Source organism: Nioella sp. MMSF_3534 (assembly GCF_030732985.1).
In the GTDB taxonomy this organism is placed as follows: domain Bacteria; phylum Pseudomonadota; class Alphaproteobacteria; order Rhodobacterales; family Rhodobacteraceae; genus Nioella.
The window spans coordinates 12,496-31,009 of sequence record NZ_JASHJX010000046.1 but is presented as its reverse complement, the minus strand read 5'-3'; the positions used below and the strand labels follow the sequence as shown (position 1 = coordinate 31,009).

Below are 18,514 nucleotides of genomic sequence, written 5' to 3'. Positions count from 1 at the left end.
CCCGCAACCGCTTCACCTCCCCCCGCGCCTTCTTGGCCTTGAGGCGCCGCTCCACGCTGCCCTTGGTGGGCCGGGTCGGGCGGCGTTTCTTGGGCGCCACCGTTGCCCGCCCAATCAGCTCCGCCAGCCGTTCCCGCGCGATCTCGCGGTTGCGGGCCTGGCTCCGCGTCTCCTGCACGAAGATCACCACCGCGCCGTCCTTGGTCCAGCGTTGGCCTGCCAGTCGCCGCAGCCGCCGTTTGACCGGGTCGGGTAGGTTCGGGGATCGCTCGGCCTCGAACCGCAGTTCCACCGCCGTGGACACCTTGTTCACGTTCTGCCCGCCGGGGCCGGAGGCGCGGGTGAACTGTTCCGTCAGCTCCCAATCGGCGATGGTGATCTGGTCGGTGATCCTCAGCATGTCGTCTTTCCGTATGCACGGGGGGTGTACAGGGGGTGTACGGGGGGTGTACGCATGGCACCCCCCCTATTTGTTAACAGAAAAGGGCCGCCACGGGGGCGACCCTTTCCGAGAAATTAAGGAGGTGGGGTCGGTTAGACCAAGGCCCACCTGGGATGGATTGCGCAGCTAAGGCTGCCTAGCCGCGTCCCTCCCAGACTGTCCCGACGCACTTCTCCAATATCTCTCTCGACATGGGCACCTCCTTTCTGATTGTGAACTCGTACTAGGAGGGTGCCATAGATTTTGTGTTTGTCAAAAGTTTTTATGCTACCTGTGCGGTCAATTTTGCCGTGATGACCCGGAAGGGGATCAGCGCGATCAGCGCGAGCGACAGTTTGACAAGCCAGTCGGCGACGGCCAGCGACACCCAAAGCGGCACTTGCGGCCCGGTGCCAAGAAGCGGCAGAACCTCACCGGCCCAGGACACGTCATTGCCCGGCTCGATAAAGGTTAACGCCCCCGAGAAAGCGATAGAGAAAAATAACGCTGTATCCACAGAAGATCCGATCAGCGTAGACGCCAGCGGCGCCCGCCACCACGCGCCCTCGCGCAGGCGATTAAAGACAGCAACATCAAGCAGTTGCGCGGTCAGGAAGGCAAGACCGGAGCCAATGGCGATGCGCAGGGTCACCAGCGGGCCGAATTCCCCAATGATCTGGGTTCCAATCAGCGAGCAGATGACCCCGACCACAAAGCCGGAAACCACAACTTTCCGAGCCGCATCAACACCATAGACGCGATTCATCACGTCGGTGACAAGGAACGCGACCGGGTAGGTGAAGGCCCCCCAGGTCAGCCATTGGCCGAAGAGAAACTGGACGAGGATGTTCGAGGCGACGACAACGGCCGCCATGGCAAGAATGCCGGGCAGATAGGTGCGGGTCATGTGCTTGGTCCGTTTTGACAAGGTAGCGGAGACTTGGCCCTGACGGTCAGGGACGGCGCGCCATAGCGCAGGCGGGGGCCGGATGGCAAGCCCCGCGCCATGGAAGAATTTTGGATCAGCGGAAAAATCTTCGGGAAGATTTTTCTTAGCCCATGACCTCGGCCACCGCCTTCGCCACCAGTGGGATCGTCTCGGGTGTCAGGCCCGCCACGTTCATGCGGCTGTCGAAGACGAGGTAGATGCCGTGCTCTTCGCGCAGCTGCTCCACCTGCTCCAGGCTTGCGCCAAGCAGCGAGAACATGCCGCGATGTGCAGCGAGGAAGGCGAAACGGTCGGACCCGGTGATGCGCTGCAGTTCGGCGGCCAGCGCCTCTCGGTTGGCTTGCATGCCCTCGCGCATCTCGCGCAGTTCTTCTCGCCACAGGTCGGTCAGCCCGGCATCGCCCAGAATGGTCTGCACTGCGCGCGCGCCGTGATCCGGCGGAAACGCGAAGTTTTGACGATTGAGCCAGGCCAGCATGCCGCCGGTCGCTGCGGCGGCCTTCTCATCTCCACAAAGCGCCATGGCGATGCCAACGCGATCGCGGTAGAGGCCGAAATTCTTGGAGCACGAGGCCGCGATCAGCATCTCGGGCACCATGCCTGCAAGCAGGCGCATCCCGGCGGCGTCTTCCTCGATGCCCTGACCGAAGCCCAGATAGGCCATGTCCACAAAGGGAATTGCCCCGGTCGACAGGCACAACTCGCCAAGCGCGCGCCAGTCATCGAGCGTCAGGTCCACGCCGGTGGGGTTGTGACAGCAGCCATGCACAAGGATCAGGTCGCCCTTCTGCACGCCTGCCAGATCCTCCATCATGCCCGCACGATCCAGCCCGCCGCTATCCGCGTCGTAATAACGGTATTCGCGCGTGGCGAGGCCCAGGTAGCTGATGATCGCCGGGTGGTTCGGCCAGGTCGGTGCGCTGATCCAGACGGTGGCCTCTGGCGTCAGGCGCTTGACCATCTCCAGCACCTGCCGCACGGCGCCTGTGCCGCCGGGTGTGCCCGCTGCGGCCAGGCGCGCATGCGGCACCGCGTCGGCAAAGAGCAGCCCCTTCATCGCGGCCAGATAGCCCGCATCGCCCGCCAGTGCGACATAGCCCTTGCTGTCCTGCGTCTGCCAGACCAGTTCTTCCGCCGCTTTCACGGCCTTCATCACGGGGGTCTTGCCTTCGGGCGTCTTGTAGACGCCGACGCCGAGATCGACCTTGCCGTCCCGCGTATCCTCGCGGAACATCTGCATCAGCTGGATGATCTTGTCGGGCTGCGGGGCGGTCAGGGTCTCGAACATATGTGCCTCTCCTCAGGCGGGAAATTGCGACGGGTCGCGGTCGCGAGTCAGAATGCGGGCATGATCCTCTGTGCGGACGGGCCGGAAGCCCATCCGCTTGTAGAGGTCGAGCGCGCGGGGATGGTCCAGCGTGCAGGTGTTGACGGTCATGCGCGCGACGCCGGGGCGCGACCAGCCCGTCGCGATGGCCGTGCGCAACAGCGCGCCGCCGATGCCGCCGCCGATCGCTTCGGGCACCAGCCCGAAATAGGCGAGGTCGCACACACCCTCTTTGCGCCAGTCGAGCTGGAAGAACCCGTTGGGCCAGCCATGGCGGTAGGCGACGTAGAGCGATACGTCGGGGTGCTGGACAAAGGTCCGGACCGCTTCAGGCGGCTCATTGAACTTGTCGACCCATTCATACATCCGCCCGACGGCATCGTAGAGCGACAGGAAGAACCAGACCGGGGGTTGTTCGCACCGCTCCAGCCGCACGTCATCAGGCAGGGCGGGGGCCGGGGCAGGGGCCTCGGTCATCTCCAGATAGGTGATCGTGTAGGCGACTTCGGTGCCTGCGGGGATGAAGGTCATCCCACCTCGACCTTCAGCTGATCGAACTGGCCCCATTCGGACCAGGAGCCATCGTAAAGCGCCCAATCCTTGTGGCCGAGCAGCTCCAGCCCGAGCGACAGGATCGCCGCTGTAACACCCGACCCGCAGGTGGTGATGATCCGTTTGTCCAGATCGACTCCACCGGCCTCAAACGCCGCGCGCAGGGCGTCGCCGCGTTTCATGGTGCCGTCTTCGTTCAGCAGAGTTGCATAATGCACGTTCTTCGAGCCCGGAATGCGGCCCGACCGCAGGCCCTCGCGTGGTTCCGGTTCCTCGCCGCGGAAGCGACCGGCGCTGCGGGCATCAACGATCTGCCAGTCGCCAAGCTTGGCGGCAGCGGCCACCTGCGTGACGTCCTTGACCAGATGCGCCTGGCGCTGCGCGGTCATGTGCCGGTCGCGCACGATGGGGGGCATGTCCTCGATCTCGCGCCCCTCGGCCTGCCATTTGCGGATGCCGCCATCCAGCACGGCGATGTCGGTCTTGCCCATCAGGCGGAACAGCCACCAGACCCTCGCCGCCGAAAACAGCCCGTTACCGTCATAGACCACCACCTGATGCCCGTCGCCCACACCCATGGCGCGCATACGGCTCATGAACTTTTCCGGCGGCGGGGCCATGTGGGGCAGGTCACTGACGGAATCGCTGACATCGTCGATATCGAAGAACCGCGCGCCGGGGATATGGGCGGCGTCATACTCAGCCTTCGCATCGCGGCCCATATCGGGCAGGTAGTTGGAGGCATCCAGAATCCGCAGATCCGGGTCCTTCATGTGATCGGCGAGCCACTGGGTGGATACGAGCGTTTTGGGATCGTCAGCAGACATGCGGGTCTCCGTCAGGCACGGGGTTTTGCTAGCCCTACGCGGGCCGGGGCCTGCTTTCAAGAGGGCGGGTTGTCAGCCCCGGTCCCGCAACAGGCGGGCTTTCTGCTTCTGCCAGTCGCGCTTGGCCTCGGTGGCGCGCTTGTCCTGGGTCTTCTTGCCCTTGGCGATGCCGATCTTCAGCTTCACCATGCCCCGGTGGTTGAAGTAGATCACCAGCGGCACCAGCGTCATGCCCTGCCGCTGCGTGGCGTTCCACAGCCTCGACAGTTCCTTCTTGCTGACCAACAGCTTGCGGCGGCGGCGTTCCTCGTGGCCCCAGGTCTTGGCCTGCTTGTATGGGGCAATATAGCTGTTGACCAGCCACAGCTCGCCCTCATCCACGGCGGCATAGCTTTCGGCGATGTTCGACCCGCCCTCGCGCAGCGATTTCACCTCGGACCCCTGCAGCACGATCCCACATTCTATGTCATCCTCGATGGCATAGTCGTAGCGCGCCCGCCGGTTCTCGGCGATCACCTTGTAGTTGGGGTCTGTCTTCGGTTTCTTGGCCATGATCCGCCCGATGTAGTGTGGCTTGCCCGCGCTGTCTACCGGTCCTGCGCTGGCGGCTGCGCACAAGGCAGAGTTGTGCTATGCTGGACCCGGTTTCAGACAGGTATTGTCCGGGGAGGATTTCAATGCGCCGCATCATCCTGATTGCTTTGTTCATACTTGTTCCATCCAGCCTGTTCGCGCAGCAGCGTGGGCATCTGGTGGAATATCTGGGGGCCTCCGGACAGGGGCGGACCTCAATGATCATGATCCTGTCGCAGAACATGTTTGCTCTCAATCCCGGTCACGATGGCGCGCTCGTGGCCGATCTGAATTTCGGAACCATCCGGGTCTGGGACGGGCGCGGCGGGCGCTTTGTCGATCTGCAGGCCGCCATGCAGATGGCCAATGCCGCTGGGGCAATGGGTGCCACCGGGGATACGAGCGCGCTGGAGGAGGCCCGCGCGACAGTGGCCGAGCTGATCCCCGACATGCTGGATGGTGTGGACCCGAACCAGCGCGAGGCCGTGCAGGCCGCGCTGGAAGGTGCCATTGGCCTGACGGGAACCCCGAGCCCCACCGGCCAGACGCTGAGCGGCGGTCAGCAGCAGCGGGTTGCCATATCGCGTGGTCTGCTGATGGATGCCGAGCTTATCCTGCTCGATGAACCGACCTCGGCCTATCAGGGCTTCGATACGGAACTTGCCCGGCTGATCGCACAGGACGGGCAGGTATTGCGCGACTACGTGCTTGCACCGCAGGAGGCGTTGCCGGGCGTGGAGGAGGTGTTGGAGATCCTGCGTCGGCTCCAGACCCTGCATGTCGAGATCACCGGCGACCCGATCCCGCCAGAGGCCATTCTACCCGATCTCATCACGCTGGAACCACACGGATTTCCGGTCAGAATTGACGATCACCTACAGCAGGAACGGTGGGATCTCGCCCGTCTGGAACTGGTGACCTACCGCTTTGATCGCAACGGCATGCCCGTGGTGGAGGAATGATCACGCGCCCGGCGGTACGTCGATGGAGGCTTTCCACGGCTTGATGTCCAGAAGCGGCGTGTTGTCGTAGCAATCCATCGCGTCGATGGTCAGCAGGCCGGTGTCGCGGTCGATCCCCTGCAGGATCACCACCGCCAGCGCAATCGGGTTGGGCCGCGCGGGCGAGCGCAGGGCGAACGTACCGCGTGTGCCCTCGGTGTGGTGCGGGTTCTGCACCGCGATGTTCCGCGCCGCCTTGTCCATCCAGTAGAGCAGTACGACGGGCGTGCCTTCCTCCAGCCCCCCAAGGCAGGGGATATAGGCGGGGGCGAGCTCGATCGTCGCCCCCTGCCCGGTCTCGCGTGCCTGGATCAGGTTCTTGGGGCCATGCCCCTTGAACCACGGCGTGCGGATCCGCCCGATGAAGGCAACACCCGCCTCGGCCCGGTCAGCCGGATCAAAGGGCAGCGTCACCTCACCGTCGCGGATCTCAGCCATATCAGTCGATCAGGCCTGCATGTTGCATGGCGGCCCGGATCTCGGCCTTGGTGGCGTCGGTCACCGGCACCAGCGGCAGGCGCACCTCGTCCGAGCAGAGACCAAGAACCGACATGGCGTATTTCGCACCGCACAGCCCCGGTTCGAGGAAGATCGCGCGATGCAGCGGCATCAGCTTGTCGGCGATCTGCAGCGCCTTGGCATAGTCGCCCGCCAGCGTCGCGTTCTGCATCTCGGCGCACAGGCGCGGGGCGACGTTGGCAGTGACCGAGATGCATCCGACCCCGCCCTGCGCGTTGAAGCCATGCGCGGTCGCGTCCTCGCCCGAGAGCTGGCAGAACTCCGGCCCGCAAGAAATGCGGGTCCAGCTGACACGCGCGAGATCACCGGTCGCGTCCTTCACACCCACGATGGAGGGCAGCTTTGCCAGCTCGCCCATCGTGGCGGGCGACATGTCGATGACCGACCGGCCCGGGATGTTGTAGATGATGATCGGCAGGTCGCAGGCCTCGGTCAGCGCGGTGTAATGCGCGATCAGGCCCGCCTGCGTGGGCTTGTTGTAATAGGGCGTCACGACAAGGCCCGCATCCGCGCCAACGGCCTTGGCGTGTTGCAGGAACCGGATGGCCTCCACCGTGTTGTTGGACCCGGCCCCGGCGATGACGGGCACACGGCCCGCGGCGGCCTCTACCACGGCCTCGATCACCTGTTCATGTTCCTCATGGGTCAGGGTCGGGCTTTCGCCCGTCGTGCCCACGGGCACCAGACCGGTGCTGCCCTCGGCGACATGCCACTCGACGAGTTTCTTCAGCGTGTCAAAATCCACCGCGCCGTCCTTGAACGGCGTGACCAATGCGGGCATCGAGCCTTTGAACATCACACGCTTCCTTTCATGTCTGGTATCGCCGGGATCGGCGGAGGATCGCGGCCCGACGGGCCGCCGCCCGCCTATTGCCAAGTAAGTGAGTTGCAAGCAAGGGCTGAGGCCTTATCCTTTAAGGATAGTTACAAACCGGTGGCATGATGCGACGATTTCTTTTTAGCCTTTTCCTGACCTGCCTGCCTGTCCCGGCGCTGGCGACCCCCGAAGCGCTGGCCGAGGCCATCGAAGCCCTTGGCGACCGCGACTATCCGTCGGCCGCCGAGGCACAGGCCCGCGTGACCGATTCCGCCGCCGCCGATGTGGTGACATGGATCAGGCTGCGACAGGGCGAGGGGGACTTGAGCGAGTATTTCGACTTCCTTGCGCAAAATCCCGACTGGCCCGGCCTGCCCTACCTGATCCGGCAGGGCGAGCGGAATATCGAGGAAACCACGCCTGCCGCGACGGTTATCGCCTATTTCGAGGATCAGGCGCCGCAAACCGGGTGGGGCTCGCTGCGCCTTGCTGCCGCCCTGTGGGAGCTAGACCGCCGCGAAGACGCCATGGCCGAAGCGATTCGCGCCTGGACCACGATGTCGCTATCAGAGGCGGAACATGACCAGTTCATGATCGATTGGCCGCGCACCCTGCGCACCCACCATGAATCGCGGCTGGATCACCTGCTGTGGGAAAACGAGGCCACGCAGGCCCGGCGCATGTACCCGCTGGTCAGCGATGGATGGGAGCGGCTGGCAGAGGCACGCCTGCTGCTGCGCGCCCGCAGGCCCGGCGTGGATGCGGCAATCGAGGCAGTGCCTGCCGCGCTGCGTGGCGATCCCGGTCTGGCCTATGAACGCTTCGTCTGGCGGATGCGAGAAGGGCTGACCAGCAGTGCGACCAGCCTGATTCGCGAGACCTCCAGCTCCGCCACCGCGCTTGGCCGTCCATCAGAATGGGCCAATCGCCGCCGCGCTCTGGCCCGCGACCTGATGCGGGACGGGGATTTCCAGACTGCCTATAACGTGGCTGCCAACCACCATATCGACCCCGCGACCGATTACGTGAACTACTCGGATCTTGAATGGATTTCCGGCTACACCGCTTTGCGGATGGGCGATGCGGCGACTGCGGCGGAGCATTTCTCCCACTTCACCGAGGCTGTGGAATCCCCGATTTCCATGGGTCGCGCCGGCTACTGGCTTGGCCGCGCGCAAGAGGCGCTTGGCAATGAGGAGGCCGCAGCGCAGGCTTATGCGCTCGGGGCACGCTTCCAGTCGAGCTTCTACGGGCAACTGGCAGCGGAGCGTGGCGGTTTGCCAACGGATCCGGCCTTTCTGGGGCAGGAGGATTTCGGCGACTGGCGACAGGCCGACTTTGTTCGGACAAGCGTCTTCCGCGCTGCGGTGCGGCTGCTTGAGGCTGGCGAGATTGCCCTTGCCGAACGCTTTTGGACACATCTGACCGAAAGCCTGAGCCGTCAGGAAGCCGGACAACTGGCCTCGATGCTGCTGGATCTCAATGAACCGCATATCGCCCTGATGATCGCCAAGCGCACCGCCACCATGGGCCACGAAATCATGCGCGCCTATTATCCGCTGTCATCGGACCTGCTGGCCTACGACCTGCCGGTGTCGGACCGGCTGGTGCATTCCATCGCCCGGCGCGAGAGCGAGTTCGACCCGACGGTTGTCAGCCACGCGGGCGCGCTTGGACTGATGCAGGTGATGCCCCGCACCGGACGCGAAATGGCGCGCCGGCTTGGCGTTGCCTTCAGCGAGAGCCGGATGCACGAGGACCCGGCCTTCAACGCCACGCTCGGCGCGGCCTATCTCGATTACCTGATCGAGGAGTTTGGCCCCAACCCGGTGCTGATCGCCGCCGCCTACAACGCGGGCCCGAGCCGGGCGGAACGCTGGATGGAGGCGTTCGGAGACCCGCGCGACCCGGATGTAGACGTGGTCGACTGGATCGAGTCGATCCCCTTTCGGGAGACGCGGAACTACGTGATGCGGGTGACGGAAAGCATGCGGATCTATGACGCGCTGCTGACCGGGCGCTTGCCGGACCAGACGCTGACCGGGCTCTTGCGGCAACGCTAGCGCCGGGACAGTGATTTCGCCGTGCCTTCGGCACGTCGACCCGCGCGCCCCTTCGGGGCGCGATCAAAGCGGCACCGATCCGCTACCCCGAATGCTTCTCTCAGGTGCATTCCGTTGAAGGGGGCTCTGCCCCCGTCGCTTCGCGACTCCCCCGAGGTATTTGTCACCAAGGTGAAAGGATCAGCTTTCTTCGGCTTCAAGGGCCCGCGCCCGCCACAGGGTGAACAGCCCCGCGGCCACGACGATTGCTGCACCGATCACCACGTTGAGCTCCATGTTTTCATTGAAAACAACGATCCCGAGTGTGGAGGCGAACACCAGCTGCAGATAGGCGAAGGGCTGGACCGCGCTGGCCTCGGCCAGTTCATAGGTCTTGATCAGGGTGAAATGCCCTGCCGCCCCGGTCAGGCAGAGAACCCCCATCCAGATCCAGTCGCGCCCGGTCATCGGCTCCCAGAACCAGATGCCGACCGCTGTCATGGCCACTGCCCCCACGGTTCCCGTCCAGAAAAAGCTGGTGGCCGCCATATCCCTGCGCGCGGCATAGCGCGTCAGCAGACCGTAGAGTGCGAACATCAGCGCCGAAACGAGGGGCACGATGGCCAGAGGATCGAAGACGCCGAAACCGGGTTCCAGGATGATCACAACTCCGACGAAACCGATGCCGATCGCCGTCCAGCGCCGCCAGCCCACCTGTTCGCCCAGAACCGGGCCAGAGAGCGCCGCCACAAGCAGCGGATAGCAGGCGAACACCGCATGGCTTTCAACCAGCCCGAGCAGGGTGAAGCCCAGGATCGCCACGCAGATTTCCGCGACCAGCAGAACCGCGCGAAACCCCTGCAACCACGGTTGGCTTGTCGCCGCCGCCGCGCGCAGCCCGCCCGCCTTGCGCGACGCCACGACCATCACGAAACTGGCAAAGAACCAGTAGCGGATCATCACCACCATCAGCACGTTGTATTCCCCCGCCAGATGCCGCGAGATCCCGTCCTGCATGGCAAAGATGAAGGTCGTCAGCACCATCAGCCAGATGCCGGCCCGCGTGTTCTGCTCGCTCATCTCTTGCGTCCCGTGCTCATATGCCTCTTGCGGCCATAGCCGGGCACGCGGGTCACGTCGAACCCGGCAGCGACAAGCGCGCGTCGCACATCGCCCGCCGCCGTGTAGGTGGCAAAGCTGCCGCCGGGGGCCGTGTGGCGGGCGACCTCGGCCATCAGATCAGCGCCCCACAGTTCCGGGTTCTTGGCAGGCGAAAACCCGTCGAGGAACCACGCATCCGCCTGATCCTTCCATGCGGGCAGGCTTTCGCGGGCATCGCCGGTGATCAGGCGCATCTCGATGTCATCGCGGATCAGCGGTTTGCGCGGGTCCGCCAGCAGTTCGGCCGTATCCTCCGCCAATCTTACGGCGTCAGGGAACGCCGACAGGGCGCGCAGCGCGTCTTTGGGCGGCATCGGGAACGCCTCGAAACTGGTAAAGCGCAGACGGCCCGGCGTTCCGCTGGCCATCCAGGCCAGCCGCGCTGCGATCAGGTTCAACCCGGTTCCGAACCCAAGCTCGGCGATATGGAACCCCGGCCTGAACCGCGCGGCCAGGTCGTTGCCGTCAAGGAACACGTGGCGGGTCTCGGCCAGCCCATTGTCCAGCGAGTAATAGGGATCGTCGAACCGTTCCGACACGGGCACGCCATTGTCCCGCCAGAGCGTCCGGTCTGTCTGGGCTTTGTCCATGGGCTGACCTATGAAGGGTTCCGTCCGGTTCGGCAAGCGGGGTCAGAGATGGTGGATGTGACGGTCAGAGGCGCGGGGATTTTCGGGCTATCCGTAGCCTGGGCCTGCGTGTCGCGGGGGGCGTCTGTCAGGGTGATCGACCCCAATGGCGTGGGCGCCGGGGCCTCTGGCGGGCTCGTTGGCGCGCTTGCCCCTCATACGCCCGAACGCTGGAACGACAAAAAGGAGTTGCAGTTCCAGAGCCTCGATATGGCCGAGGCGATGTGGGCCGAGGTGGCAGAGGTGGGGGGCGAGGACCCGGGCTATGCGCGCACCGGCCGCATCCAGCCGGTCGGTGTGCTGGAGATCGCCACCGAACGCGCCCGCAATGCCGAGGAGCTCTGGCGCGGGAAATACAGCTGGGAAATCCGAGATGTCCGCGACTTTGCCCCCTTCGCGCCGGTCACCGCCTCGGGTCTGGTGATCCATGATACGCTGACCGGTCGGGCGCATCCGCGCAAGGCGACATCGGCCCTCGCTGCGGCTCTACGCGCCCGGGGCGTCGAGATCACCGCAGATGCGCCCGAACAAGGCAAGATCGTCCACGCCACCGGTGCCGCCGGGCTGATGTCCTTGTCAGAAGAGCTTGGCAAACCCGTGGGGACCCCCATAAAAGGCCAATCCGCGATCTTCGACTATGACGCGCGCGACTGCCCGCAGATCTATGTCGACGGGCTGCATGTCATCCCTCACGCCGATGGTACCACCGCCATTGGTTCGACCACCGAACGCGAATTCACCGACCCCACCCGTTGTGATGGCGGGCTTGACGATATCCTGGGCCGGGTCATCCGGCTCGTCCCGGTGCTGCGCGAACGCCCCGTCCTGGAAAGATGGGCCGGCTTGCGCCCCCGCGCCCGGTCACGCGCCCCGATGCTGGGGGCTTGGCCCCGCCGCCCCGGTCAGTTCATCGCCAATGGCGGCTTCAAGATCGGCTTCGGCATGGCCCCGATCGTAGGACAGCTTATGGCCGACCTGATCCTCGACGGCGAGGACAACATTCCCGAAAGCTTCCGGGTCGAGGCCTCCATCCCCGGAACATAGTCCTTCTTCTTTGCCCAAATACTCCCGCCGGAGGCATCCCGCACCCGCAACCGGGCCATCGGCCAGTTACACTCACACAAGCCTAGCCACATTTCCGTGGAAACGCGGTTCGACGAGGCCTCCGGCGCAAGCCGGGGGTTGAGGAGGAGCGCTCCCGGGTCGATGCCGAAGGCAGCGAAACCACACAGGTCAGCCGCGCTTGACCTCCTTACGCAGCTCTCCCATCAGCTCGGAAAGGGCTGCTTCATAGCGCTCATTTACCAGTCGCCCGTCCTCATCGAACTCGGTCGAACAGTTGCCGACCAGCACCTCCGGCCCCGAAATCAGCTTTGGGCGAAATGGCAAAAGGCACAGGCGCAATGTCCATTGAGTCCGTTCCCCGCCAGCCCGACCGCCCGTTGCCGCCATGATCGCAACCGGCTTGTCCCGCCAGGGGCTGCCCTTGGTGCGGCTGACCCAGTCGAGCGCGTTTTTCAGAACCCCGGAAAGGCCCTTGTTATATTCCGGGCCCGAGATCACCACGGCCTCCGCCGCTGAAATCTGATCCGCGAGCGCCAGCACCGATGCCGGGATACCATGCGCCTCTTCAAGATCCCCGTCATAGAGCGGCAGGTGCAGATCGGCCTCCACGAACTCCGCCGGATCATAGATCCGCGCCGCCTCTCGCAGAAGTTTGCGGTTGTAGGACCCCGCCCGAAGTGATCCGCAGATCCCCAGTAGCTTGCCCGATTCCATGCTCAATACTCCACCTGACCGATAACCGTCCGGTGAAAGCTATCTCACACACGGGCAAAGACCAGCCACAGGAACGCACAGGTACCTTGCGCGACGTCATTCGGCCTCGGACAGCATCCGCACTTCGCGCTGCGGGAAGGGAATCGAGATACCGTGCTCATGGAACGTGTCCCAAAGAGCCAAAAACACATTTCCCCGGATGTTTGTTAGCCCGCCCGTCGGATCCTCGATCCAGAAGCGCAGGACGTAATCCACCGAGGAGTCTCCAAAGCCCACGATATGACAGACCGGTGCCTTGTGGCTCAGCACCCGGTCCACGCTTTTGGCCGCATCAATCGCCAACTGCCGCACCTTGTGCGGGTCGTCGGTGTAGGAGGTGCCGAAATGGATATCGAGCCGCACATAGGCATCGGAATGGGACCAGTTCACCACCTGGTTGGTGATCAGGTCTTCGTTCGGAATCAGGTATTCCTTGCCATCCCGTGTGACGACGCTGGCATAACGGGCGCCGAGCGTGTTGATCCAGCCGAACGTGTCGCCCAGGCTGATCACGTCGCCGGGTTTGATCGACTTGTCGAGAAGGATGATGATCCCCGACACAAGGTTCGACACCACCTTTTGCAAGCCGAAGCCGAGGCCCACACCAATGGCCCCCGACAGGAAGGCCAGTCCGGTCAGGTCCACCCCTACGGCGTTCAGCCCGACAAACAGAGCCGCGCCGTAAAGCACGACCTGCACCGCCTTGATCACGAGCACCCGCATCGAGGGCGAGATATCCTCGTTCTTCTGAATACGCGTGGCGGTGGTTTTGGACAGGAACCGCGCGCCGATCAGCAGGGCCGACACCAGGACGAAGCCCTGCACCACCAGCAACAGTGACAGGCGCATCCCTTCGCCCAGGTCAAACCCGATGCTGTCCAGCAGCGTCGCCGCCTCATCGGTCAGGCTGGTGATCGACAGGGTGACATAAATCCACGCCCCGTAGCGCAGGATCGTCCGCATGATGGGCGAATGGACGAAGCGGGTGACGAAGGTCACGATCAGCCAGGCGGTGGCCAACCGGGCGATGATACCGAGCATATAGGACCGGCTAGGCCATGTGACCTCTCGCATGATCCAGACGGTCACCCAGATGAGGATGACAAAGAAGATCCCCATGATCCGCTTGTGGATGAAGGCAAGGATCCGCATCCGCCACATCGGCCATCCCTGCCGTGCCGCCATCCAGGCCCGTATGCGCGGCCCAAAGACCTTTCGCAGCAGCCACGCCGCCAGCAGCAGACCCGCCGCAATCGCCAGTTGATAGGCGTTCCACGGCCGCAGCAGGCTTTCCAGAAACGCCTGTGCCTGCCCGAACAGGCTCAGGCCGATATCAGCCAGGTTTTCAGAGGCGTCCACCGGAGTCTCCGTTGCGGCTTCCGGCGTGGCCGGTTGGGCGGTTTCCTCTGGCTCCATGCCTGTCCTTTCCTGTTGTGGAAATCATGGGGCTTATCGGCCATCCGGGCAAGCGGAACCCTTGGCAATCGGTCATCCGGAGTGTATCTGCCATGGGCGATGACACGGATTTTCGACATGGATGACCGGACGCGCCTGCCCTGGCGGTTTCACGGTCTTTGCGCCTCGGGGCGGATCAGCGGCCTGGCCGGGCTGTGATCCCTTCCCCCTGAGACACAGTCCATACCCGCAAGAGAGATACCCCAATGACCGGCAAGACGCTCTACGACAAGATCTGGGACGCTCACCTCGCCCATGAGGCCGAGGATGGCACCAGCCTGCTCTACATTGACCGCCACCTCGTGCACGAAGTGACCAGCCCACAGGCCTTCGAGGGTCTGCGCATGGCGGGCCGCAAGGTGCATGCGCCCGACAAGACCATCGCCGTTCCGGACCACAACGTGCCCACCACGCCGGGCCGCGACAATCCCGATCAGATGCCGGAAGACAGCCGCATCCAGGTGGCCGCGCTCGACAGCAATGCCAAGGAGTTCGGCATTCACTATTACCCGGTGACCGATATCCGTCAGGGGATCGTGCATATCGTCGGCCCCGAACAGGGCTGGACCCTGCCGGGCATGACCGTGGTGTGCGGCGACAGCCACACCGCCACCCACGGCGCATTCGGCGCGCTGGCGCACGGGATCGGCACCTCGGAAGTGGAACATGTTCTGGCGACGCAGACGCTGATCCAGAAGAAATCCAAGAACATGAAGGTGGAAATCACCGGCAAGCTGAACCCCGGCGTGACCGCCAAGGACATCACCCTTGCGGTGATCGGCGCGACCGGCACCGCCGGGGGTACCGGATATGTGATCGAGTATTGTGGCGAAGCGATCCGCGACCTGTCCATGGAAGGCCGCATGACCGTCTGCAACATGGCGATCGAGGGCGGTGCGCGCGCGGGCCTGATCGCGCCGGACGAGAAGACCTATGAATATGTGAACGGCCGCCCGCATGCCCCGAAGGGCGCCCAGTGGGAAGCCGCACTTGCCTGGTGGAAGACGCTTTATTCCGACGATGACGCCCATTGGGACAAGGTCATCACGTTGAAGGGCGAGGATATCGCCCCCGTCGTCACATGGGGCACCAGCCCCGAGGATGTGCTGCCGATCACGGCAACCGTTCCGAACCCCGGCGACTTCAAGGGCGGCAAGGTCGACGCCGCGGCGCGCTCGCTGGAATATATGGGGCTGAAGCCCGGCACCCCGCTGTCCGAGATCGAGATCGACACCGTCTTCATCGGCTCCTGCACCAATGGACGGATCGAAGACCTGCGCGCCGCCGCCGCGATCCTGAAGGGCAAGAAGATCAAGGATGGTATCCGTGCCATGGTCGTACCCGGCTCTGGCCTTGTGCGGGCACAGGCCGAGGAAGAGGGGCTTGCCGATATCTTCAAGGAGGCGGGCTTTGAATGGCGTCTCGCGGGCTGTTCCATGTGCCTGGCCATGAACCCCGACCAGTTGGCTCCGGGCGAACGCTGCGCGGCCACCTCGAACCGCAACTTCGAGGGCCGTCAGGGCCGCGGTGGCCGCACCCATCTGATGAGCCCCGGCATGGCCGCCGCCGCCGCCATCACCGGCAAGCTGACGGATGTGCGCGACCTTATGTAAATCCGCATTTGCAGAACTGTTTGGAATGCCCGGCATAAAAATGCCGGGTTTTCCTGTTTAATGGCAATCGTCAATTCGGACGCTGTGCCATTAATAATGCAAATCGGTCAAAACATGAAAAAGGTCGAGTTCTGGTTTTCAATCGGTAGTCCCTACACCTACCTGTCAGTCATGCGCCTGCCCCGGATCGTTGCCAAGACCGGGGTTCAGGTCGAGTGGCGTCCCTTCTCTGCCCGCCAGATCATGAAGGAACATGGCTATCACCCCTATACGGACAAGCCTGTTCGCACTGCCTATATGTGGACGGATATCGGACGGCAGGCGAAGAAATTCGGACTTACCCCACGCCTGCCTGCCCCGTTCCCGATGCTCGGATACGAGATCGCCAATCGGATTGCAGTCGTAGCCGCGCAGGAAGGCTGGGTCGCTGACTACGTGGTCAGGACCTATGGGCACTGGTTTCATGACGGGCACCCGGCAGGTCAGGAACCGAATCTCAGCAAGACGCTGACCGAACTGGGGCAAGACCCGGACCGCGTGATCGCGAGGGCTGAAGGCGCTGTGATCGGTCAGGCCTTCGAGGCCGCAACGGCAGAAGCACGGGAACGGGGCGTGTTCGACACGCCCAGTTTCGTGGTCGAAGGCGAAGTCTATGTTGGCGACGACCGCATGCCAGATGCCCTGCGCCACGCCATCCCGGACCCAAGGGCGCGGGTGATGAAGAAACCACCCGCCCCGGCACAGGCCCCGGCTACCCGCAGATCGGCCTGATCAGAAGAACACCCGCTCGATGGTCCACCAGGCCCCGATCAGGCTGATGATGACGGACCCCACAACCGAAACCGCGCGGTACATCACCTGGGTCTGGCGTACTGGTTGTTCATCCTCTGGCAGTGGTGCGAACCCGGCAAGCCGTACCGCGATCAGGATCAACGCGAGCGCCACGAAGATCACCGCAAGCTGTCCGAACTCGACCCCGATATTGAACCCGACAAGCGCCGCCGCAAAGTGGCTGGCGGTAATCCCGAAGTCTCCAAGCACGCTGGCAAAGCCAAGCCCGTGCAGCAGGCCAAAAACAAAGACGAGCACGGTGCGTGCCTTGACGTTTGTATGCCCACGAATGTTCTCGACCCCCACATAGACGATCGAGGCGGCAATCAAAGGTTCCACCACGCTGCCCGGTATGGTGACGATCCCGAGACTGGCAAGGGCCAGCGTGATCGTGTGGGCCAGCGTGAAGGACGTCACCTGAAACAGGATCGGCCGCAGGTGGAGCGAGAAGAAGAACAGCCCGAGTACGAACAGGATATGGTCGATGCCAAGCGGGACGATATGTTCGAAGCCAACGGGGATATAGCGCAGGAAGACAGCGCCCGCGCCTTCGGTGCGAATCTCGATCCGCGACAGGGGTTCGGACAGGTCGCCATCGGACAGGAAGGCCGTGTAGGCATCCTCGCCGCCACCGACCTGACGCACGACCAGATCGCCATAAAGCGCCACCCATCCGAACCGAACGGGGGCATCCCCCTCGGGCAGATCGGCGGCAATCGTGATGGTCGACGTGCGGGCCAGTTCGAAATCGCCGATCTCCGGGATCGACGCACCGACCAGCTCTGGCGTGATCCGTTCTCCGTCCACCTCGATGAAAATTCGCTGTGCCATGCGCGGCCAGAATTCATCCAGCTCGGCCCGCAGCGTTTCGGGGCTGGTGGCCCGCAGTTCGTTATAGATTTCTTCCACCGGAGACAAAGTCGTTTCAGTGATCGAGGCCAGGTCCATCTCGGCCAGGATCGATTCCAGCGACAGCCGAATGTCGATTGTCACCCTTTCGGGCGTCACGGAAATATCGGAAATCGCCGGATCAATCTCGTGCGCGCGGGCCTGCGGCGCGGCCATCACGAAAAGGAGAATTGACAGCGCGGCCAATCGGGCCACCATCTTAAGAAACATATCGGAAAGTCTCATGCATCACCTCATTCGCACCCTGTTTGCCTTAAATCTGGCCCTGCTGCCAGCCATTCCCAGTGCCGCCCATGAATTCTGGATCGAACCGCTGGATTTCGCCGTTGGCCGCGACGAACCGTTGGAGGCACGTTTGCGGGTCGGACAAAGTTTCGAAGGTGGGTCACTTTCCTACCTGAGCCGCAACTTTACCCGGTTCGAACTGGCGTTCGGGACGGATGTGACCGACGTGGAAGGCAGACTTGGTCAGAATCCCGCTCTGATGGTCGAAGACCACGGCGAAGGATTGGCTGTTATCCTCTATGAAACCACTGACAGCAGGCTGACCTATGATGAATGGGAAAGCTTTCTCAGGTTCGCGGAACACAAGGACTTCCCCGACATAGAGGCACGCCACCTCGCCCGTGGGCTACCGATGACTGGCTTCATGGAAAGCTATAGCCGTCACGCCAAGAGTCTGGTTGCGGCGGGCAATGGCGAAGGTGCTGACCGGGAATATGGGCTGCGCACGGAATTCGTGGCGCTGGCCAATCCCTATACCGACGATCTTTCAGAAGGGTTTCCCGTGCAGCTTTTCCTGGAAGGCGCCCCTCGCGCCGACGCGCAGGTGGAACTGTTCGACCGTGACGCCGAGGGTGAGGTCACCATCACCCTGCACCGCACCGATGCCGAAGGCCGCGCCGTGCTGCCGGTGGAACCCGGGCATGCCTATCTGGTCGACGCGGTCACGCTGCTGGAGGTGGAACCGAGCGCTGACAGCGCCGCCGTCTGGCACACGCTTTGGGCCTCGCTGACCTTCGAGGTGCCCGCACGTTAAGGCGCGTCTTGTGTTGCCCCGGCATTGCCGC

General features: G+C 63.7%; 19 protein-coding genes. 6 read left to right on the top strand and 13 right to left on the bottom strand.

Annotated features, from left to right (window positions below; translation table 11 throughout):
* The 6 genes from arfB to smpB form a co-directional block, all read right to left on the bottom strand.
* A partial coding sequence (gene arfB, locus RBB16_RS16985; protein ID WP_306047285.1) for an alternative ribosome rescue aminoacyl-tRNA hydrolase ArfB occupies nucleotides 1-400 on the bottom strand: 400 nt, incomplete at its 3' end.
* Nucleotides 401-704: 304 nt separating this feature from the next.
* Nucleotides 705-1,328 carry a queuosine precursor transporter gene (locus RBB16_RS16980; RefSeq protein ID WP_306047284.1) on the bottom strand — a complete coding sequence of 208 codons (624 nt, stop codon included), beginning with the start codon at nucleotides 1,326-1,328 and terminating at the stop codon, nucleotides 705-707.
* A 145-nt stretch (nucleotides 1,329-1,473) separates the two neighbouring features.
* Nucleotides 1,474-2,658 carry an amino acid aminotransferase gene (locus tag RBB16_RS16975; protein WP_306047283.1) on the bottom strand — a complete coding sequence of 395 codons (1,185 nt, stop codon included), beginning with the start codon at nucleotides 2,656-2,658 and terminating at the stop codon, nucleotides 1,474-1,476.
* Between the two features lie 12 nt (nucleotides 2,659-2,670).
* The gene (locus tag RBB16_RS16970) at nucleotides 2,671-3,228 is read right to left on the bottom strand and encodes a GNAT family N-acetyltransferase (RefSeq protein ID WP_306047282.1); all 558 of its coding nucleotides are present in this window, start codon (nucleotides 3,226-3,228) and stop codon (nucleotides 2,671-2,673) included.
* Entirely contained in the window at nucleotides 3,225-4,076 is an 852-nt protein-coding gene (gene sseA, locus RBB16_RS16965; RefSeq protein ID WP_306047281.1) for a 3-mercaptopyruvate sulfurtransferase, read from the bottom strand. The genes RBB16_RS16970 and sseA overlap by 4 nt, the downstream gene beginning before the upstream one ends.
* Before the next feature lie 72 nt (nucleotides 4,077-4,148).
* Nucleotides 4,149-4,628, bottom strand: a complete 480-nt coding sequence (gene smpB / locus RBB16_RS16960; protein WP_306047280.1) for an SsrA-binding protein SmpB — start codon at nucleotides 4,626-4,628, stop codon at nucleotides 4,149-4,151.
* 125 nt (nucleotides 4,629-4,753) lie between these two features.
* Between smpB and RBB16_RS16955 the strand changes: the two genes are divergently transcribed.
* The gene (locus RBB16_RS16955; RefSeq protein WP_306047279.1) at nucleotides 4,754-5,611 is read left to right on the top strand and encodes an ATP-binding cassette domain-containing protein; all 858 of its coding nucleotides are present in this window, start codon (nucleotides 4,754-4,756) and stop codon (nucleotides 5,609-5,611) included.
* Here RBB16_RS16955 and RBB16_RS16950 read toward each other — a convergent pair whose 3' ends face one another.
* Both RBB16_RS16950 and dapA read right to left on the bottom strand, forming a co-directional pair.
* On the bottom strand, nucleotides 5,612-6,088 hold the full coding sequence (locus tag RBB16_RS16950; protein WP_306047278.1) for a TrmO family methyltransferase: 477 nt from the start codon (nucleotides 6,086-6,088) through the stop codon (nucleotides 5,612-5,614).
* A 1-nt stretch (nucleotide 6,089) separates the two neighbouring features.
* Nucleotides 6,090-6,965, bottom strand: coding sequence for a 4-hydroxy-tetrahydrodipicolinate synthase (gene dapA / locus RBB16_RS16945; RefSeq protein WP_306047277.1), 876 nt, complete (start codon nucleotides 6,963-6,965; stop codon nucleotides 6,090-6,092).
* A 146-nt stretch (nucleotides 6,966-7,111) separates the two neighbouring features.
* Between dapA and RBB16_RS16940 the strand changes: the two genes are divergently transcribed.
* Nucleotides 7,112-9,049, top strand: a complete 1,938-nt coding sequence (locus RBB16_RS16940) for a lytic transglycosylase domain-containing protein (RefSeq protein WP_306047276.1) — start codon at nucleotides 7,112-7,114, stop codon at nucleotides 9,047-9,049.
* 180 nt (nucleotides 9,050-9,229) lie between these two features.
* Here the strand turns inward: RBB16_RS16940 and RBB16_RS16935 are convergent, their stop codons facing one another.
* Both RBB16_RS16935 and mnmD read right to left on the bottom strand, forming a co-directional pair.
* Entirely contained in the window at nucleotides 9,230-10,108 is an 879-nt protein-coding gene (locus RBB16_RS16935) for a DMT family transporter (RefSeq protein ID WP_306047275.1), read from the bottom strand.
* On the bottom strand, nucleotides 10,105-10,779 hold the full coding sequence (mnmD, locus tag RBB16_RS16930) for a tRNA (5-methylaminomethyl-2-thiouridine)(34)-methyltransferase MnmD (protein ID WP_306047274.1): 675 nt from the start codon (nucleotides 10,777-10,779) through the stop codon (nucleotides 10,105-10,107). The genes RBB16_RS16935 and mnmD overlap by 4 nt, the downstream gene beginning before the upstream one ends.
* 48 nt (nucleotides 10,780-10,827) lie before the next feature.
* Between mnmD and RBB16_RS16925 the strand changes: the two genes are divergently transcribed.
* A complete protein-coding gene (locus RBB16_RS16925) occupies nucleotides 10,828-11,862 on the top strand; it encodes an FAD-binding oxidoreductase (protein WP_306047273.1) in 1,035 nt (344 codons plus the stop codon).
* Between the two features lie 189 nt (nucleotides 11,863-12,051).
* Here the strand turns inward: RBB16_RS16925 and RBB16_RS16920 are convergent, their stop codons facing one another.
* Both RBB16_RS16920 and RBB16_RS16915 read right to left on the bottom strand, forming a co-directional pair.
* Nucleotides 12,052-12,597 (bottom strand): NAD(P)H-dependent oxidoreductase, encoded by a 546-nt coding sequence (locus RBB16_RS16920; RefSeq protein ID WP_306047272.1) that lies wholly within the window; start codon nucleotides 12,595-12,597, stop codon nucleotides 12,052-12,054.
* A 96-nt stretch (nucleotides 12,598-12,693) separates the two neighbouring features.
* Entirely contained in the window at nucleotides 12,694-14,052 is a 1,359-nt protein-coding gene (locus RBB16_RS16915) for a mechanosensitive ion channel family protein (RefSeq protein ID WP_306047271.1), read from the bottom strand.
* Nucleotides 14,053-14,297: 245 nt separating this feature from the next.
* Here RBB16_RS16915 and leuC point away from each other — a divergent pair, with 245 nt between their 5' ends.
* Both leuC and RBB16_RS16905 read left to right on the top strand, forming a co-directional pair.
* The gene (gene leuC, locus RBB16_RS16910) at nucleotides 14,298-15,704 is read left to right on the top strand and encodes a 3-isopropylmalate dehydratase large subunit (protein WP_306047270.1); all 1,407 of its coding nucleotides are present in this window, start codon (nucleotides 14,298-14,300) and stop codon (nucleotides 15,702-15,704) included.
* 114 nt (nucleotides 15,705-15,818) lie between these two features.
* On the top strand, nucleotides 15,819-16,475 hold the full coding sequence (locus RBB16_RS16905) for a 2-hydroxychromene-2-carboxylate isomerase (RefSeq protein WP_306047269.1): 657 nt from the start codon (nucleotides 15,819-15,821) through the stop codon (nucleotides 16,473-16,475).
* Here the strand turns inward: RBB16_RS16905 and RBB16_RS16900 are convergent, their stop codons facing one another.
* Nucleotides 16,476-17,669, bottom strand: a complete 1,194-nt coding sequence (locus tag RBB16_RS16900; protein WP_306047268.1) for a HupE/UreJ family protein — start codon at nucleotides 17,667-17,669, stop codon at nucleotides 16,476-16,478.
* Here RBB16_RS16900 and RBB16_RS16895 point away from each other — a divergent pair.
* The gene (locus RBB16_RS16895) at nucleotides 17,668-18,483 is read left to right on the top strand and encodes a DUF4198 domain-containing protein (protein ID WP_306047267.1); all 816 of its coding nucleotides are present in this window, start codon (nucleotides 17,668-17,670) and stop codon (nucleotides 18,481-18,483) included. The two genes, RBB16_RS16900 and RBB16_RS16895, sit on opposite strands and share 2 nt — an antisense overlap.
* The last annotated feature ends 31 nt before the right edge of the window (nucleotides 18,484-18,514 follow it).

Bases quoted from the DNA above. Each gene is read 5' to 3' on its own strand.
- RBB16_RS16980 (WP_306047284.1), bottom strand. From the start codon at position 1,328: ATGACCCGCACCTATCTGCCCGGCATTCTTGCCATGGCGGCCGTTGTC.
- RBB16_RS16975 (WP_306047283.1), bottom strand. From the start codon at position 2,658: ATGTTCGAGACCCTGACCGCCCCGCAGCCCGACAAGATCATCCAGCTG.
- RBB16_RS16970 (WP_306047282.1), bottom strand. From the start codon at position 3,228: ATGACCTTCATCCCCGCAGGCACCGAAGTCGCCTACACGATCACCTAT.
- sseA (WP_306047281.1), bottom strand. From the start codon at position 4,076: ATGTCTGCTGACGATCCCAAAACGCTCGTATCCACCCAGTGGCTCGCC.
- smpB (WP_306047280.1), bottom strand. From the start codon at position 4,628: ATGGCCAAGAAACCGAAGACAGACCCCAACTACAAGGTGATCGCCGAG.
- RBB16_RS16955 (WP_306047279.1), top strand. From the start codon at position 4,754: ATGCGCCGCATCATCCTGATTGCTTTGTTCATACTTGTTCCATCCAGC.
- RBB16_RS16950 (WP_306047278.1), bottom strand. From the start codon at position 6,088: ATGGCTGAGATCCGCGACGGTGAGGTGACGCTGCCCTTTGATCCGGCT.
- dapA (WP_306047277.1), bottom strand. From the start codon at position 6,965: ATGTTCAAAGGCTCGATGCCCGCATTGGTCACGCCGTTCAAGGACGGC.
- RBB16_RS16940 (WP_306047276.1), top strand. From the start codon at position 7,112: ATGCGACGATTTCTTTTTAGCCTTTTCCTGACCTGCCTGCCTGTCCCG.
- RBB16_RS16935 (WP_306047275.1), bottom strand. From the start codon at position 10,108: ATGAGCGAGCAGAACACGCGGGCCGGCATCTGGCTGATGGTGCTGACG.
- mnmD (WP_306047274.1), bottom strand. From the start codon at position 10,779: ATGGACAAAGCCCAGACAGACCGGACGCTCTGGCGGGACAATGGCGTG.
- RBB16_RS16925 (WP_306047273.1), top strand. From the start codon at position 10,828: ATGGTGGATGTGACGGTCAGAGGCGCGGGGATTTTCGGGCTATCCGTA.
- RBB16_RS16920 (WP_306047272.1), bottom strand. From the start codon at position 12,597: ATGGAATCGGGCAAGCTACTGGGGATCTGCGGATCACTTCGGGCGGGG.
- RBB16_RS16915 (WP_306047271.1), bottom strand. From the start codon at position 14,052: ATGGAGCCAGAGGAAACCGCCCAACCGGCCACGCCGGAAGCCGCAACG.
- leuC (WP_306047270.1), top strand. From the start codon at position 14,298: ATGACCGGCAAGACGCTCTACGACAAGATCTGGGACGCTCACCTCGCC.
- RBB16_RS16905 (WP_306047269.1), top strand. From the start codon at position 15,819: ATGAAAAAGGTCGAGTTCTGGTTTTCAATCGGTAGTCCCTACACCTAC.
- RBB16_RS16895 (WP_306047267.1), top strand. From the start codon at position 17,668: ATGCATCACCTCATTCGCACCCTGTTTGCCTTAAATCTGGCCCTGCTG.
- RBB16_RS16900 (WP_306047268.1), bottom strand. From the start codon at position 17,669: ATGAGACTTTCCGATATGTTTCTTAAGATGGTGGCCCGATTGGCCGCG.